This is a genomic window from Catellatospora chokoriensis (assembly GCF_011297315.1).
Classification (GTDB): Bacteria; Actinomycetota; Actinomycetes; order Mycobacteriales; family Micromonosporaceae; genus Catellatospora; species Catellatospora citrea.
Window position 1 is genome coordinate 100,699 of record NZ_JAAOTI010000021.1, and the last position, 15,766, is coordinate 116,464.

12 protein-coding genes are annotated in these 15,766 nt (G+C 73.4%); 8 read left to right on the forward strand and 4 right to left on the reverse strand.

What is annotated here, in order from left to right:
- Nucleotides 1-136: 136 nt before the first annotated feature.
- The gene (locus HAV39_RS28080) at nucleotides 137-1,417 is read left to right on the forward strand and encodes an alpha/beta hydrolase family protein (RefSeq protein WP_191842191.1); all 1,281 of its coding nucleotides are present in this window, start codon (nucleotides 137-139) and stop codon (nucleotides 1,415-1,417) included.
- Between the two features lie 82 nt (nucleotides 1,418-1,499).
- Here HAV39_RS28080 and HAV39_RS28085 read toward each other — a convergent pair whose 3' ends face one another.
- From HAV39_RS28085 to HAV39_RS28100, 4 genes are all read right to left on the reverse strand, one after another.
- Nucleotides 1,500-3,443, reverse strand: a complete 1,944-nt coding sequence (locus tag HAV39_RS28085) for a multicopper oxidase family protein (protein WP_191842192.1) — start codon at nucleotides 3,441-3,443, stop codon at nucleotides 1,500-1,502.
- A 214-nt stretch (nucleotides 3,444-3,657) separates the two neighbouring features.
- On the reverse strand, nucleotides 3,658-4,899 hold the full coding sequence (locus HAV39_RS28090) for a ketosynthase chain-length factor (RefSeq protein WP_191842193.1): 1,242 nt from the start codon (nucleotides 4,897-4,899) through the stop codon (nucleotides 3,658-3,660).
- Entirely contained in the window at nucleotides 4,896-6,164 is a 1,269-nt protein-coding gene (locus HAV39_RS28095; RefSeq protein ID WP_191842194.1) for a beta-ketoacyl-[acyl-carrier-protein] synthase family protein, read from the reverse strand. The genes HAV39_RS28090 and HAV39_RS28095 overlap by 4 nt, the downstream gene beginning before the upstream one ends.
- A 211-nt stretch (nucleotides 6,165-6,375) precedes the next feature.
- Entirely contained in the window at nucleotides 6,376-7,236 is an 861-nt protein-coding gene (locus tag HAV39_RS28100; RefSeq protein ID WP_191842195.1) for an AfsR/SARP family transcriptional regulator, read from the reverse strand.
- 295 nt (nucleotides 7,237-7,531) lie between these two features.
- Here HAV39_RS28100 and HAV39_RS28105 point away from each other — a divergent pair, with 295 nt between their 5' ends.
- The 7 genes from HAV39_RS28105 (at nucleotide 7,532) to HAV39_RS28135 (ending at nucleotide 15,729) form a co-directional block, all read left to right on the forward strand.
- Nucleotides 7,532-8,464, forward strand: coding sequence for an SRPBCC family protein (locus HAV39_RS28105; protein WP_191842196.1), 933 nt, complete (start codon nucleotides 7,532-7,534; stop codon nucleotides 8,462-8,464).
- The gene (locus HAV39_RS28110) at nucleotides 8,454-10,385 is read left to right on the forward strand and encodes an AMP-binding protein (RefSeq protein ID WP_191842197.1); all 1,932 of its coding nucleotides are present in this window, start codon (nucleotides 8,454-8,456) and stop codon (nucleotides 10,383-10,385) included. The genes HAV39_RS28105 and HAV39_RS28110 overlap by 11 nt, the downstream gene beginning before the upstream one ends.
- Before the next feature lie 104 nt (nucleotides 10,386-10,489).
- Entirely contained in the window at nucleotides 10,490-10,750 is a 261-nt protein-coding gene (locus HAV39_RS28115; RefSeq protein ID WP_191842198.1) for an acyl carrier protein, read from the forward strand.
- A 26-nt stretch (nucleotides 10,751-10,776) separates the two neighbouring features.
- The gene (gene accA, locus HAV39_RS28120; protein WP_191842250.1) at nucleotides 10,777-12,486 is read left to right on the forward strand and encodes an acetyl-CoA carboxylase carboxyl transferase subunit alpha; all 1,710 of its coding nucleotides are present in this window, start codon (nucleotides 10,777-10,779) and stop codon (nucleotides 12,484-12,486) included.
- Entirely contained in the window at nucleotides 12,483-13,079 is a 597-nt protein-coding gene (locus HAV39_RS28125) for an acetyl-CoA carboxylase biotin carboxyl carrier protein (protein WP_191842199.1), read from the forward strand. The genes accA and HAV39_RS28125 overlap by 4 nt, the downstream gene beginning before the upstream one ends.
- A gap of 9 nt (nucleotides 13,080-13,088) precedes the next feature.
- On the forward strand, nucleotides 13,089-14,474 hold the full coding sequence (locus tag HAV39_RS28130) for an acetyl-CoA carboxylase biotin carboxylase subunit (protein ID WP_191842200.1): 1,386 nt from the start codon (nucleotides 13,089-13,091) through the stop codon (nucleotides 14,472-14,474).
- Entirely contained in the window at nucleotides 14,467-15,729 is a 1,263-nt protein-coding gene (locus tag HAV39_RS28135) for an FAD-dependent oxidoreductase (protein WP_191842201.1), read from the forward strand. Before HAV39_RS28130 ends, HAV39_RS28135 begins: the two co-directional genes overlap by 8 nt.
- Nucleotides 15,730-15,766: the final 37 nt, after the last annotated feature.

Genomic DNA, 15,766 nt, shown 5'->3' on the forward strand with positions numbered 1-15,766 from the left:
TTACGGGGACGGTGCCGCCTGGCTTCGCGGCGGACACCGTCGGGCAGCCCTGCGGCGCCGCTGCGCGCCATCGGGACGGTGTGCCGGCGTGCTGCGCGCCGGCCGGCGACGGTGTCGCGCGACGAAGGAGATGGTCATGGACCAGGTCACATCACGTACGGACACCCGGCCGGCCGCCGCGCCACCGGGACCCGAGCGGCCCGTCCGGAGCACCCGGCGCTGGCTCGTCGAACGCGACCGGCTGGAGGCGGCGATCGCCGAGACGGGAGTGGACTTCGACCAGCCCCGCTCCATCTACTGGAACGCCGCCTGCGGCGTGGAGGCCGGGGCCGACTTCGCCACCGTGCGCGCCCGGGTGCGCCGGTACGCCGACTTCGCCCCCACCTTCGAGGCGGTGGCCCGGCGCCGGGAGGCCCGTGCCGAGGCGGCCGCCGCGGACGGCCACCAGGTCACCGCGCGGGACAACTACTTCATGGCGGCGGTGCACTGGGGTGCGGCGCAGTGGCCCATCCACACCGACGACGAGGTCAACCGCTTCTACCACCGGCGCAAGCGGGCCTGCTACGCGCACTACGCCGAGCTGGCCGACCACCGCATCGAGGCGGTCACCATCCCGTTCGCGGGCGGGTCGCTGCCGGCCTGGTTCCACCTGCCGCCCGGCTACCACGGGGGGCGCGTGCCGACCGTGATCGCGGTGCCCGGCATGGACAGCTTCAAAGAGGCCACCGTCGCGCTGCACGGCGACCGCTTCCTGGCCCGGGGCTTCGCGGTGCTGGCGATCGAGGGGCCGGGGCAGTACGAGGCCGCCATGATGGGCATCCACACCACCGTGCCCGCCTGGGCGCGGACCGGCACCGCGTGCGTGGACTGGCTGTCCCGACGCGAGGAGGTCGACGCGCAGCGGATCGTGCTCAGCGGCATCAGCTTCGGCTCGTTCGCCGGGACCATCGCCGCCGCGCACGAGCCCCGGCTGAAGGCCTGCGCGGTGATGAACACCTGCCACCAGCCGGGCTGGACGGCGGCGTTCGAGCAGGCCTGGCCGACCTACAAGATGCGGTTCATGTACATGTCGGGGCACACCGACGAGGACGCGTTCGACGACTTCGCCCGGACGCTGACCTGGGAGGGCCACGCCGAGCAGCTGTCCATGCCGTACCTGGTGCTGGCCGGCGACCGCGACGAGCTGAGCCCGCTGGAGTGCACCGAGGCGCTGCTGGCGCACGTCGGCGGGCCGAAGCAGCTGGTGGTGTACCAGGACTCGCGGCACTCGATCGGCGGCGTGCCCGCGGCGAACCTGGGCCCGTTCGCGCCGACGCTGGCCGCGGACTGGCTCGCCGACCGGCTGCGCGGGGTGCCGCTGACCAGCGAGCGCTGGTACGTCGACCACGTCGGCAAGGTGACGAAGACGCCACTCTGACGCCGCAGCTCAGCGCCCCTGGCGCGAAAGGAAGGGCACCTTCTACATCGCGGAGCGATGTGAAGGTGCCCTTCCTTTCCACCTACGCGACGAGGATGGGGCGCATCATCTCGTTGTCCTCGTGTTCGAGCATGTGGCAGTGCCAGACGAAGCGGCCGGGCCGGTCGAAGACGGCCTTGACCCGGGTCACCTCGCCGGAGTGGGTGAGCACGGTGTCCTTGCGGCCGGACTCCCAGGCCTCCGCGGGGCGGGGCTTGGGCGGGATGCCGAAGGGCTGCCGGCTGACCACCTCGAACTGCACCTGGTGCAGGTGCACCGTGTGCGAGTGGTCGGTGAAGTTGAGGATCTCCCAGGTCTCGCTGCGGCCCAGCACCGGTTTCTCGGTCGGGGCGTCGTGCCAGCGCAGCGGGGTCTGGGTGCGGTCCGGCGCGACCGTGCCGAGCGTCGCGACGCGGTGGTTCACCCCGGTCAGCATCGCCGACGGCAGGTCGTCGAGCAGCACCCGCCAGGCCGCCGCCGAGTCGGCCAGCTTCGGTGCGGCGGGCAGGGTCAGGTGCTCGGGCGGCACGCTGGTGTCCTGGCCGCGCAACGGGATGACCAGCAGCTTCATCACCTGGCCCGTGGTGGCGAGGTTCGCCGGCTGGTAGTCGGTGCCGAGCACGCCCGCGGCGTACGGCACGTCCGGGGCCTCGTTGATGAGGAACAGTTCGGTGCCCTCGGCCAGCCCGGTGAGGTCGACGATCACGTCCGCCCGCTCGCCGGGCCCGAGCAGCAGCTGCTCCAGCCGCACCGGCTCGCGCAGCCAGCCGCCGTCCGAGCCGATCTGCCAGAACGACGTCACCGCGGCGGCCGGGCGCGGCGTGGTCGCGCTGGCCGCGATCTTCAGGATCAGCGAGCGGGAGTTGCTGCCGTTGAGCAGCCGGAACCGGTAGCGGCGCGGCTCGACGGCCAGCTGCGGCCAGGTGCGGCCGTTCACCACCATGGTGTCGGCCAGGTACGCCGGGTTCCAGATCGGGGCGATGTCGCTGGCCGGCACGTACGGACCGGCGAACGCGTCGTGGAACTGGCTGCGGCTGTCCGGGTAGTACAGCGAGCCGTCGGTGTGGAACGAGCGGTCCTGGATGACCAGCGGGATCTCGTAGTACCGGGTGTTCTCCGGGTCGTCGGGGCCCGGCGCGGGGCCGGGCAGCGTGCCCGCCGGCAGGTCCTGCTCGCCGCCGCGGATCAGGTAGAAGCCGACCGGGCCCGCGTACACGTTGAGCCGGGTGATGCCGAGCGCGTGGTCGTGATACCACAGCGTGCCCGGGGCCTGGTCGTTGTCGTAGCGGAACACGGCCTGGCCGGGCTGCCAGCGCGGACCGTAGCTCTCCGCCTTCTCCCGCATCGCGGCGAAGTCCGAGCCGGTGGCGGCGAAGCCGCGCGGCAGCGGGGCGTCGGGCAGGTACCAGGCCGTCGGGTAGCCGTCGGCCTCCTCGGCGGCGTGCGCGCCGTGCACGTGCGTCACGATCGGCACCGGGCCGGTGTAGCGCGCGGGCGTGCCGCCGAAGTGGGCGGGCATGTCCTGGTGCCCGGCGCCGCCCGCCGGGTTGGCCCAGTGCAGGGTCGGGTCCACCGGCAGCAGGTGCGGCCGGGCCCGGCCCCTGGCGTCGACCAGGCCGTTGATCCAGGTGACCTCGACCGGGCGGTCGACGGTGGCCTCGATGGTGCGGGCCGGGTAGCCGAACGTCTTCGGGTGGGCCGCGGAGCCGTATCCCCAGACCTGCGTCTGCGGCATGCCGGGCGGCAGGATCTGCTGGCGGAACTGGCGCACCTCGACGGCGTACCGGTCGGCGTTGCCGCTGGTGGAGACCGCGGGCATCGCGGCCGGGACCGGCAGCCGGGTCTTGTACTTGTGAATCTTCGAGGCGTCGAGCCGGCCCGCGGCGGCCGCGGCGGCCGCGGGCCGGGCCGCGCCCGCCGGGGAAGGTAGGAAGACCGCCGCGCCGGACAGCAGTCCGGTGCTCAGAAGTTGTCGTCGGGAAGGCATCGCTGCACCCTTCGGTCGCCGATGTCGGAGAACCTGGCGAGCGGCGCATAGGCACGTTTTGTCCAAAATGCCAGGAACCTCGCCAACGTAACCGCCCACCACCACCTCGGCAAACAGGCGCACCGGCCGTCCCGTACCCACGAAGATCGCCGTCTGGTGCCGGAACCTCTGGTCTGACCTCGGGTTCTGGCGCCAAACGGCGATCTTCTTCCGGCTAGGGCGCGGTGACCACCACGGCGGCGTTGAAGCCGCCGATGCCGCGGGCCAGGACCAGCGCGCGGCGCAGCGGCGCGGGGCGGGCGGCGTCGAGGACCAGGTCCAGGTCCCGGCAGCCGTCGGCGAGCGTGCCGACGTTGACGGTCGGCGGGATGACCTGGTCGCGCAGGGACAGCAGCGCGGTGGCGACGTCGAGCCCGCCGGCCCCGGCCGCGAGCCGCCCGGTCATCGTCTTGGGCGCGGTCACGGGCACCCGGCCCGGACCGAACACCCCGTTCAGTGCCGTGGCCTCGGCGAGGTCCAGTTCGGGCACGCCGGCCGCGTCGGCGAAGACGACGTCGATCTCCGCCGCCGGGCAGCCCGCGTCGGCCAGCGCCAGCTCGATCGCGCGGCGCAGGCCCGGTGGGCGGTCGCGGTCGGGGGCCGGGTCGAAGGTGGCGGCGTAGCCGCTGATCTCGCCGTACACCCGGGGCGCGGCCCGGCGCCGGGCGGCCTCGCGCTGCTCGACGACGAGGATCGCCCCGCCCTCGCCCGGCACGAACCCGTTCGCGTCCCGGTCGAACGGCAGGTAGGCGCGCGCCGGGTCGTCGGACTCGCTGATGTGGCCGGTCGCGAGCTGGCCGATCCAGCCCCACGGGCACAGCGAGCCGTCGACGCCGCCGGTGATCGCCAGCGCCGTGCCCGCGCGCAGGTGGCGGCGCGCCTGGCCGATCGCGTCGAGCCCGCCGGCCTGGTCGGTGACCAGCACCCCGCTGGGGCCGCGCATGCCGTGCCGGATGGAGATCTGCCCGGTGTTGACCGCGTAGAACCAGGCGAACGACTGGTACGCGCTGACGTGGTCACCACCCTTGGACCACAGCTTCTCCAGCTCCTTCTGCCCGAACTCGAAGCCGCCCGCCGAGCTCGCGGTCACCACGCTCATGTCGTACTCACCCAGCACCGCCGGGTCGACGGCCGCGTCCGTCAGGGCCTGCGCGGCGGCGGTCAGCGAGAAGCGGGTGACGTGGTCGGTCTGCGCCAGCAGCCGGTCGGGCAGGTGGGCGGCGGGATCGAAGTCGCGGATCTCCCCGGCCAGCCGGGACGGGTACTGCGCCGGGTCGAACCGGGCGATGCGGCCGATGCCGCCGCGCCCGTCCAGGGTGGCCTTCCAGTACGTCTCGGCGTCCAGTCCGGTCGCGGCGACCACGCCCAGGCCGGTGACCACCGGTGCGTCGGCGTTCTGCGCGCTGCGCTCGCTCATCGGGCGTCTCCTTCCGGGCGGGCCAGCAGCATCGCGCTCTGGAAGCCGCCGAACCCGCTGCCGACCGACAGCACCGCGTCGAGCCGCCGGTCGCGGGCCTCCAGCGGGACGTAGTCGAGGTCGCACTCGGGATCGGGCTCGTGCAGGTTGGCCGTGGGCGGCACCACGCCGTTGGTGATGGCCAGCGCGCAGGCAGCCACCTCGATCGCGCCGATCGCGCCGAGCGAGTGCCCGACCATCGACTTGATCGAGCTCATCGGGGTGGCGTACGCGTGCTCGCGCAGCGCCAGCTTCACCGCGGCTGTCTCATGCCGGTCGTTCTGCTTGGTGCCCGAGCCGTGCGCGTTGACGTAGCCGATCGCGGTCGGGTCCATCCTGGCCGTGTCCAGGGCGTTGCGGATCGCCTCGGCCATCTCGCGGCCGTCGGGGCGCAGCCCGGTCATGTGGAAGGCGTTGCAGCGCGAGGCGAAGCCGACGATCTCGGCGTACACCGGTGCGCCGCGGCGCCGGGCCCGTTCGAGGTCCTCCAGCACGAACATGGCCGAGCCCTCGCCGAGCACGAAACCGTTGCGGCTGTTGTCGAACGGCCGGGAGGCGTGCGCGGGATCGTCGTTGCGCGGCGTGGTCGCCTTGATGGCGTCGAAGCAGGCCACCGTGATCGGGGAGATGGGCGCGTCACTGGCTCCGCCGACCACCACGTCGGCGCTGCCCTCGCGGATCAGCTCGGCCGCGTACGCCACCGCGTCCAACCCGGACGTGCAGCCGGTGGAGACCACCGCGGCCGGGCCCTCCGCGCCGATGGACCAGGCCACCTCGGCCGCGAACGAGCCGGGCACGTAGTAGTCGTACAGGTGCGGCGAGGTGTGTGCGTTGTCGACCAGCCAGCGCCGGCCGTGCTCGGAGGCGATGACGTACTCGCGCTCCAGGCTCATGGTCGCGCCGACCGCGCTGCCCACCACCGTGCCGACCCGGTACGGGTCCAGTTCGGCGAGTTCCAGGCCGGCGTCGGAGACGGCCTCCGCGGCGGCGACGACGGCGAACTGCGCCGCGCGGTCCATCCGGATCGTCTGCGCGGGAGTGAGGCCGTGTGCGGCCGGGTCGAAGTCGCACTCGGCGGCGACCTGGGAGCGGAACGGCGTGGGGTCGAAGAAGCTGATGGTGCGGGTCGCGGTGCGTCCTGAGGTCAGCAGCTCCCAGAACGCCTTGGCGCCGATGCCGCCCGGCGCCACCACGCCCAATCCGGTGATCACGACACGTCGATGCATGGACGCCTCCTGCGGGGTCGGTGGACCTTCGTCGAGCGTCCTCCCTGCCCGCTTGAGGCCCGCTTGAGAAACTTCGCCGCGGCTCGGCCGACCGCGGAGGACAGGGGTACACGACCGGTGCGTGCCCGTTTCGGGACGCCTTCGCGTCCGAAGACGAGCACGCACCGCAGTGAACATGTCCGCCGGCGAGCCGAGACGCCGGCGGCCGCGGTCAGGACAGGCCGCGCCCCGCGGCGACCAGCTCATTGCCGGCGGACGCCCCGGCCTCCCAGGTCCAAGCGGTGTCCAGGGCGGACGCGGTGTCCAGCACCGGGTCGGCGGTGAGGATGGCGTGCTGCACGCGCTGGATCCGCCGGGAGGGCTCCAGGCCCAGTTCGCCGATGAGCACCTCGCGCAGGCGGCGGAAGGCGTCCAGGGCGTCGGTGCGCCGGCCCGCGCGGTACAGCGCGATCATGAATTGGGCCTGCAGGTCCTCGTGCAGCGGGTGACGGGCGGCCAGGCAGCCCAGCTCGCCCAGGATCTCGCGGTGGCGGCCGAGCTCCAGATCGGCGTCGATGCGCTGCTTCCAGGTGGCCAGCCGCGCCTCCTCCAGGCGCTGCGCCTCGACCCGCAGCACCGGGCCGAGCCGCACGTCGACCAGCGCCGAGCCACGCCACACGTCCAGCGCCGCGCCGAGCAGCCGCGAGGCGTGCACCCGGTCGCCGCAGAGCTGGGCGAGGCGGCCCTGGTCGGCCAGCCGCTGGTACTCGTGCAGATCCAGCGAGGCACCGTCCAGGTGCAGCTGGTAGCCGTCGGCGTGGGTGACCAGCAGCTCGCGGGCCACCGTGGCCGGGTCCATGCCGCAGGTGCGGGCCAGCATGCGCCGGATCTGCAGGATGTAGGTCTGCAGCGTGGTCAGCGCGCTCGCGGGCGGCTCGTCGTCCCACAGCTCGGTGGTGAGCAGGTCGATCGGCACCACCCGGTCGGCGTGGATCAGCAGCAGCGCCAGCACCTTGCGCGGTTTGGGCGCGGTCAGATCACCCGACACCCCGCTGCTGCGTACGTCCAGCGGGCCGAGTACTCGACATTGCATGTCCACCCCCGAATGGCTCGTCGCGCTCGCGATGTGCGAAAGCCGCCTCCACCACTATTAGTGCTCGCGAGGGGCGATCTGTCCCATTCGGCGGAACTGGTGACGATCTTTCTGAAGCGGCCGGTGCGCCGGTTCATCCGGCCGCCGTGATCGCGGCGTGGTGGCTTGACCTGCGCATTCAAGTCGGTTTCCACCGGTCCTCAAGTGGCCGGCTGCGACGGTTCATGGCAGACCGGTTCGCCGCGGATGACCGCGTGCGGCCGAAATCCCCATCCCGGCCCGTAGAGGAGCGCCGATGTCCAAGAACAAGGTGTACACCGAGACCCAGCGCGCGGAGATCGCCGCGCCGGCCGCGGTCGCCTTCGAGATCATCAACGACCTGCGGCACTGGCCGCAGTTCTTCCCGGACGGCGTGCACGCCGAGCCGGACGCCGACGGCGCGAACGTGCGCTGGTGGGCGCTGGACGGCGACGCCGTACGCCAGTGGAGCACCACTCGCACGGTCGACAGGGCCGGGCTGCGGGTCGTCACCGAGCAGCGGGACTGCGCCGCGCCGCTGGTGTCGGTGCGCACCGAGTGGGCGTTCGCGCCGCAGGGCGAGCAGGCCTGCGAGGCCGAACTGACGGTGACCGTGACCGCCGTGCCGGGCGACGCGGGCGCGGACGCCGCCGCGGCGCAGCTCGAAGGCGCCGAGGAGATCGTGTCCCGGGTCAAGGGTCTGGCCGAGCGCTGGGACGAGCTGGAGCAGCTGGTCATCTCCTTCGAGGACCCGCTGTTCATCGCCGGGCAGCCGCAGCAGGTCTACGAGTTCCTGTACGCGGCCGACAAGTGGCCCGAGCGGGTCCCGCACGTCACCGCACTGTCGATGACGGAGGACCAGCCCGGCGTGCAGTTCTTCGACATGGACACGGTCACCCCGGAGGGCCGCGCGCACACCACCCGCTCGGTGCGCGTCTGCCTGCCCCACAAAATCATCTACAAGCAGATCGGCCTGCCGAAGCTGCTCGACGCGCACACCGGGCACTGGCACTTCGTGGAGACGCCCGAGGGCGTCACCGTGCATGCCCGGCACACGGCCACCATCAAGCCGTCGGCGCTGAACCTGCTCGGCGACGACACCACGGTCGCCGACGCCCGCCGCTACCTGCGCCGGGTGCTCAGCACCAACTCGCTGCAGACGCTGCGCCACGCGCAGGCGTACGCCGAGGAGCCGGCCCGTGCCCAGTAGCACCGACGCCGACGCCGTCGCCGCCGAGCGGGCACTGGCCGACACGCTGGCCCGCTCCGGCGGCACCCTTGACGGCCTGCTGCGCCGGGCGGCGGTGAGCGCGCCGCACCGGACCGCGGTGCAGACCGGGTCCCGCGCGATGACGTTCGCGGAGCTCGACGCAGCCGCCGACGGCTTCGCCGCCAAGCTCACCGGGCTGCTCCCGCGGGACACGGCGCCATCGCGGCCGGGCCTGCCGGGCGCCGTTGTCGGCGTCGCCGCCGCGCTGCACCCGGCCTTCGCCGTCGCCTACTACGGCACGGTGCGGGCGGGCCACGTGTGCGCCGTGATCAACCCGCTGCAGGGGGAGGAGGAGCTGGCGTACGCGCTGGAATCGGCCGGGGTGCAGGTGCTCGTCGGCGTCGCCGACATGGCCGAGAAGCTGCAGCGCATCCGGCTCGACCTGCCGCGCCTGGCGCACGTGTTCTACCTGGACCGTCCGGGTGAGCACTGCGTGCCGGCCGCGGGGGCGCCGGCGGGGAGCGCGGCCCGGTTCGACTCGCCCGTCGACGACCCGGACGCGGTGGCGGTCATCCAGTTCACCAGCGGCACCACCGGGCGGCCCAAGGCGGTCCTGCTCACCCATCGCAACCTGGTCTACAACGCGGCCCAGGTGGCGGGGGTGCACGGGCTCGGGCCGGACACGGTCACGCTCAACCACCTGCCGACCTACCACCCGATGCACCTGAACTCGGCGGTCAGCGCCGGGACGACCCAGGTGCTGTGCCCGGACGCCGACCCGACGCAGGCCGTCGCGACGGCGGCCCGCACCGGCGCGACGCACTTCTACAGCCTGCCGGTGCGGCTGGCCCGGATGGCCGCCGACCCGCGGCTGCCCACCTGGCGCATGCCGGGGGTGCGGGCGATCCTCTCCGGAGGGTCCGCGCTGGCCCCGGCCGCCGCGGCCCGGCTCTGCGCCGGGCTGGGCGTCCCGGTGATCCAGGGGTACGGCCTGGCCGAGACCGCGCCGCTGACCCACTGCGACCGGATCGACCGGCCGTCGGCGGGTTCGGTCGGCCGGCCGGTCGCCGGCACCGAGTGCCGGGTCGTCGACCTGGACACCCGGCAGCCGCTGCCCGCCGGCACACCCGGCGAGGTGCAGCTGCGCGGGCCGCAGCTGATGGCGGGTTACCTGACCCCGGACGGGGTGCGGCGCCCGTTCGACGCCGAGGGCTGGTTCGACACCGGCGACGTGGGCCGGCTCGACGACGACGGGACGCTGTTCCTGGTCGACCGGCTCAAGGACGTCTTCAAGTGCGACAACTGGCTGGTCTCACCCGTGGAGCTGGAACGGGTGATCATGCGCCATCCGGCGGTGACCGACTGCATGGTCGTCGACATGCCGCACGAGTACCGCGGCGCTGTCGCGTACGCCCTGGTCGTCACCGATGACGAGCAGGTCGGCCCGGACGAGGTCGTCGCGTTCGTCAACGCGGGCCTGCCCGAATACCAGCACCTGCACGGCATCGAGCTGGTGCGGGAGATCCCGCGCTCGCCCAACGGCAAAGCCCGCCGCCGGGACGTGCGCACCCACGTACACGAGCGGCATGGCGCCGCCCACACCCGAAGGAGCGACCACATGGTCACGTTCATCAACAAGATCACTGTCAGCGGCGACGTCGCCCGGTTCGAGCAGGTGCTCGACGAGATCTCGGCGTACATGGGCGGGCAGCCCGGCTTCATCGGCCGCCAGCTCTACCGCTCGCGCCGCCAGCCCGAGGTCTTCATCGAGACCGTGCAGTGGGCCGACGCGGCGGCGCACGCCAAGGCCGTGCAGACCCCCGGTTTCCGGGAGCAGGTCGTGAAGCTGGCCGGGCTGGCCGTCCCGGAGCACGACCTGTACGACGCGGTCGACGAGCACGCCCCGCTCGCCTCCCGGTGAGCGAGCGCAGCGAGCGAATCATGATCATTTGCGGCAATGACGCCGGCGAGCGAAGCGAGTGGGCGTCATGAGTATGCCGATGCCGAAACGGAAGGGAGCGCGTCATGAACGAATTCACCATCGAGGACGTGCGGCGCATCCTGCGCGATGTCGCAGGGGCGGACGAGAGAGTGGACCTGGACGGGGACATCGCCGACACCAACTTCGCCGACCTGGGGTATGACTCCCTGGCGCTGTTGGAGACCACCGCTCGGCTGCAGCGTGACCTCAGCATCCGGCTGCCTGACGACGCGGTACTGGCGGTGAGCACACCTGGACAGCTGATCGACCTGGTCAGCTCCGCCAGGACAGGGGCCTTGTCGTGACCGGGCATGAGGCCGGATCGGGCGACATGCCCGGTCCGGCCGGCCCGGCCGCGGAGTGGGTCTCCTGCAGCCGCTGCCAGGCTGTCGTCTACGGCAAGCGGCTGGCCCGCAGCAGCGGCATCTGCCCGCAGTGCGGGCACTGCCGCCCGCTGGCCGCCTGGGATCGGATCGCGCTGCTCGCCGACCCCGGCTCGGTCGAGCCGCTCGATCTCGTCGCCGACGCCGCGGATCCGCTGCGCTTCGTCGACGACAAGCCGTATCCGCAGCGCATCGCCGAAGCCCGGCGGACGACCGGGCTGACCGAGGCGGTGGTGTGCTGCCGGCTGCGGATGGCCGGCACGCCCGCGATCGCCGCGGTGATGGACTTCCGCTTCATGGGCGGCAGCCTGTCCGGCGCCGTCGGCGAGCTGATCACCGGCGCGGCGGAGACGGCGCTGGCGCAGCGGCTGCCGCTGCTGCTGGTCACCGCGTCCGGCGGGGTGCGCATGCAGGAGGGCGTCATCGGCCTGATGCAGATGGCGAAGACCGCGCAGGCGCTGCACCAGCTCGACGAGGCGGGGCTGCCCACGGTCTGCCTGGTCACCGACCCGACCTACGGCGGTGTGGCCGCCTCGTTCGCGATGCTCGGCGACGTCGTGGTCGCCGAACCCGGCGCGCGGCTCGGCTTCGCCGGGCCCCGGGTCATCGCCCAGACCATCAAACAGGAGCTGCCGGCCGGCTTCCAGACCGCGGAATTCCTGCTGGCGCGCGGCTTTCTGGATCTGATCTGCCCGCGTCCGGCGCTGCGCCACCGCATCGGCCGGCTGCTGGCCGTCGGCACCCGCCGCGACGCCCTGCCACCCGCCCCGGTCGAGGGCGGCGCGTCCACGGTGGTCCGCGATCCCGCGCTGCTGCCCGAGCGGCCGGCCTGGGAGGCCGTCCGCCGGGCGCGCAACATCGCCCGGCCCACCACCTCCGACTACTTCAGCATGGTCCTCGACGACTTCGAGGAACTGCACGGCGACCGGGTGGGCGGGGACTGCCCGGCGATCGTCGGCGGGGTCGGCCGGCTCGGCGGCACGCCGCTGGTCGTGATCGGCCACGAGAAGGGCCACACCACCCGCGAGCTGGCCCGCCGCAACTACGGCATGCCGGGACCGGCGGGCTACCGCAAGGCCGCCCGGCTGCTGCGGCTGGCCGCCAAGTGGGGCCTGCCCGTGGTCACGCTGGTGGACACGCCCGGGGCGCACCCCGGGGTGGACGCCGAGGAGCAGGGCCAGGCCACCGCCATCGCCGAGAACCTGCGCCTGATGGGCTCGCTGCCCGTGCCGGTGGTCACGGTGATCACCGGCGAGGGGTGCAGCGGCGGCGCGCTCGGCATCGCCGTGGCCGACCGTGTGCTGATCATGGAGAACGCGGTGTACACCGTGATCAGCCCCGAGGGCTGCGCGGCGATCCTGTGGCGCGACTCCGCCGCGGCGCCCGCCGCCGCCCAGGCACTGCGTGTGGACGCCCGTTCCCTGCTCGAACTCGGCGTGGTGGAAGGGGTCATCCCGGAACCGCCGGGCGGCGCCGAGGCCGACCACGCCGCCGCGGCCGCCGCGCTGCGCGCCGCCGTCCATGCCGAGCTGGCCGATCTCGCGGGGCTCGACCAGTCCCGCCTCGTCGCGCAGCGGCGTGCCCGCTTCCGGCGCTTCGGCAGCTCGCGCCGGCCCGATGAGGCCGTACTGATCCCGACCGAAGGAGGTTCGTGGTGACCGGTCTGCTGGATCCTTCCCTGCGCGTGCCACCCGTTCCGGTGGACACCGCCGACGTCTGCTCGATGCACGGCTCGCTGCCCGACACGGGCCGCACCGTGGCCGACGACCTCGACGACGTACGTCGCAGCGCCCAGCAACTGCTGTCCGGCGTGGACCGGCAGCCCAGCGCGCTGCGCATCCGGGCCGGCGACGTGCTCGTCGAGCTGGAGTGGGCAGACGAGAACGCCGTCCTGCCGACCGAGCCCGCGCCGGTCGCGGCCGTCGCACGGGCCGCGACGTCCGGCGCGGTCGCGGTCGCCAGCGCGGCTCCCGCGCCGGCTCCGGCGCCGGCGGCGGACGGCTTCGCCGACATCTGCGCGACCACGGTGGGCACCTTCTACCGCGCGGCGGAGCCGGGCACGGCCCCGTTCGTCAGCGAGGGCGACCACGTCCGGCGCGGCCAGCAGGTCGCGATCATCGAGGTGATGAAGCTGATGATCCCCGTCGAGGCCGAACGCGACGGGCAGATCGTGGCCGTGCACGTCGCGGACGGCACGTCCGTGGAGTACGGCGACCGGCTGCTCACCCTCGCCCCGGCGACCGGGCACTAGGGGGCCGCCGTGTTCACCACCGTGCTCATCGCCAACCGGGGCGAGATCGCCCTGCGCGTCGCCCGCACCTGCCGCGAGCTGGGGCTGCGCGTGGTCGCCGTCTACTCCACCGAGGACCGCGACGCCGCGGTGGTGGACCTCGCGGACGAGGCCGTCTGCATCGGCCCCGGCCCGGCGCGCGCCAGCTACCTGAACATGTCCGCGATCCTGGAGGCGGCCCGGCGCACCGGCGCGGACGCGGTCCACCCCGGATACGGGTTCCTGTCCGAGGTGCCCGACTTCGCGGAGGCCTGCGAGGCCTGCGGCATCACCTTCGTCGGCCCGCCCGCGGCGGTGATCGAGCGGCTGGGCGACAAGGCCGCCGCCCGCGCCGCGATGGCCGCCGCCGGGTTGCCCATGCTGCCCGGCAGCGACGGCCCGGTGCAGTGCCCGGACCTCGCGGCACAGGTCGCGTCCCGGATCGGCTACCCGGTCATCGTCAAGGCGGTGGCCGGGGGCGGCGGGCGCGGCATGCAGGTCGTACGCGAGCCGGCCGACCTGGTCCGGCAGTTCCGGGAGGTGAAGTCGGCGGCGCAGTCGCTGTTCGGCGACGACCGGCTCTACCTGGAGCGCTACCTGCCCGCCGCCCGGCACGTCGAGGTGCAGATCCTCTGCGACCAGTACGGCAACGGCGTCTACCTGGGCCTGCGCGACTGCTCGGCGCAGCGGCGGCGGCAGAAGATCATCGAGGAGACGCCCGCGCCGGGCCTGTCGCCCGAACTCGCCCGGCAGATGGGCGAGGCGGCCCTGCGCGGGGCGCTGGCCACCGGTTACGTCGGCGCGGGCACCTTCGAGTTCCTCGTCGACCACGACGGCGGCTTCCACTTCATGGAGGTCAACTGCCGCATCCAGGTCGAGCACCCGGTCACCGAACTGACCCACGGCATCGACCTGGTACGCGAACAGCTGCTGATCGCCGCGGGGGAGCGGCTGACCCTGCGCCAGGAGGACCTGGCCCCCCGCGGCGCGGCCATGGAGTGCCGCGTCAACGCCGAGGACCCGTCCCGTGACTTCGTGCCCGCACCCGGGCGGCTGGCCGAGCTGCGGCTGCCCGCGGGCCCGTTCGTCCGCGTCGACACCGACGCCTACCCGGGCGGCCGGGTGTCCCCGGCGTACGACCCGCTGCTGGCCAAGGTCGTGGTGTGGGCGCCGGACCGGCCGCAGGCGCTGCTGCGCATGCGGCGGGCGCTGGGCGAGTTCCACGCCGCCGGGCCGGGCCTGGCCACCAACCGCGACTTCCTGCTCGCGGTGCTCGACCATCCGCAGTTCATCGAGGGAACCCACGACACCTCGCTGGTCGCCGGCATCACGTGCGGCGCGGCGCGGGGTCTGACCGAGGAGGCATCCATTGGCTGACAGGGACAGTGACGTCCTCACCGATGTCTGCGTGATCGGCGGCGGGCCGGCCGGGCTGGTGCTCGCGCTGCTGCTGGCCCGATCCGGGGTCGAGGTCACGGTGGTGGAGAAGTCGTCCAGCTTCGAACGGGCCTACCGCGGGGAGATCCTGCAGCCCGGGGGGCTGGCCGTGCTGGCGGAGCTGGGGGTGCTGGCCGCGGCCCGCAACCGCGGCAGCCATGTGCACGACCGCTTCCAGCTGGTCAACAAGGGCAAGGCGGTGCTCGGGGTGGACTACCGGGACCTGCCGGGGCCGTACAACTACATGCTCAGCGTGCCGCAGCAGTACATCCTGGAGGAGCTGCTGGCGGCGTGCCGCCGGGAGCCGACCTTCCGCTACCTGGCCGGGACGCGGATCACCGACCTGGTGCGCGAGGGCGGCGCGGTGCGCGGCGCGATCGTGGCCGGTCCGCGGGGCCAGCGCACCATCCGGTCGCGCTGCGTCGTCGGCGCGGACGGGCGCTACTCCAAGACGCGGCAGCTGTCCGGCATCCCGTACGACCGCCGCGACGTGTTCACCTTCGACCTGCTGTGGTTCAAGCTGCCCGCGGCGGGCGAGTCGGTGCGCGACGTGACCATCCGCGGGGGCGGCGGCCGGATGCTGCTGAGCTACAGCAGCTACCCGGAGGGCATCCAGCTGGGCTGGGCGCTGCCGCACGGCGGCTACCGGCAGTTCGCGGCGCGGCCGTTCACGGAGTTCCGCGACGAGCTGTGCCGGGCGGTGCCGGAGTACGCCGGGCGGGTGTACGAGAAGGTGCGCGGCCTGGCCGATCTCAGCCTGCTCGACGTGTTCGCCGGGACCGCCCGCGAGTGGGCGCGCGACGGCCTGCTGCTGATCGGCGACGCGGCACACACGCACAGCCCGCTCGGCGCGCAGGGCCTCAACCTGGCCCTGCAGGACGCGGTGCTGGCCCATCCGGTGCTCGTCGCGGCGCTGCGCAGGACCGGCCCGGTCGACGCGGCGGCCCTGGCGCAGTACACCACCGCGCGCAACGCCGACATCGGCAAGGTGCTGAAGTTCCAGCACCTGCAGGCCAAGGGGATGCTGGGCAGCCGCAGCCGGGCCCTGGAGATGGGCCGGCAGGCGGTGGCCTCGATCGTGCACCGCACTCCGATCGGCCACAAGCTCACCCGGATGGTCGCCTTCGGCAACCCGCGCTGCCGGGTGCGCACCGACCTGTACGCCACCGCCACCGGCCCCGCGTCGCCGAACTGACGCCCGACCACGCCGATCCGCCCAGTTCCAGCCGAAT

Bases quoted from the DNA above. Each gene is read 5' to 3' on its own strand.
- HAV39_RS28085 (WP_191842192.1), bottom strand. From the start codon at position 3,443: ATGCCTTCCCGACGACAACTTCTGAGCACCGGACTGCTGTCCGGCGCG.
- HAV39_RS28100 (WP_191842195.1), bottom strand. From the start codon at position 7,236: ATGCAATGTCGAGTACTCGGCCCGCTGGACGTACGCAGCAGCGGGGTG.
- HAV39_RS28080 (WP_191842191.1), top strand. From the start codon at position 137: ATGGACCAGGTCACATCACGTACGGACACCCGGCCGGCCGCCGCGCCA.
- HAV39_RS28090 (WP_191842193.1), bottom strand. From the start codon at position 4,899: ATGAGCGAGCGCAGCGCGCAGAACGCCGACGCACCGGTGGTCACCGGC.
- HAV39_RS28095 (WP_191842194.1), bottom strand. From the start codon at position 6,164: ATGCATCGACGTGTCGTGATCACCGGATTGGGCGTGGTGGCGCCGGGC.
- HAV39_RS28115 (WP_191842198.1), top strand. From the start codon at position 10,490: ATGAACGAATTCACCATCGAGGACGTGCGGCGCATCCTGCGCGATGTC.
- HAV39_RS28105 (WP_191842196.1), top strand. From the start codon at position 7,532: ATGTCCAAGAACAAGGTGTACACCGAGACCCAGCGCGCGGAGATCGCC.
- accA (WP_191842250.1), top strand. From the start codon at position 10,777: ATGCCCGGTCCGGCCGGCCCGGCCGCGGAGTGGGTCTCCTGCAGCCGC.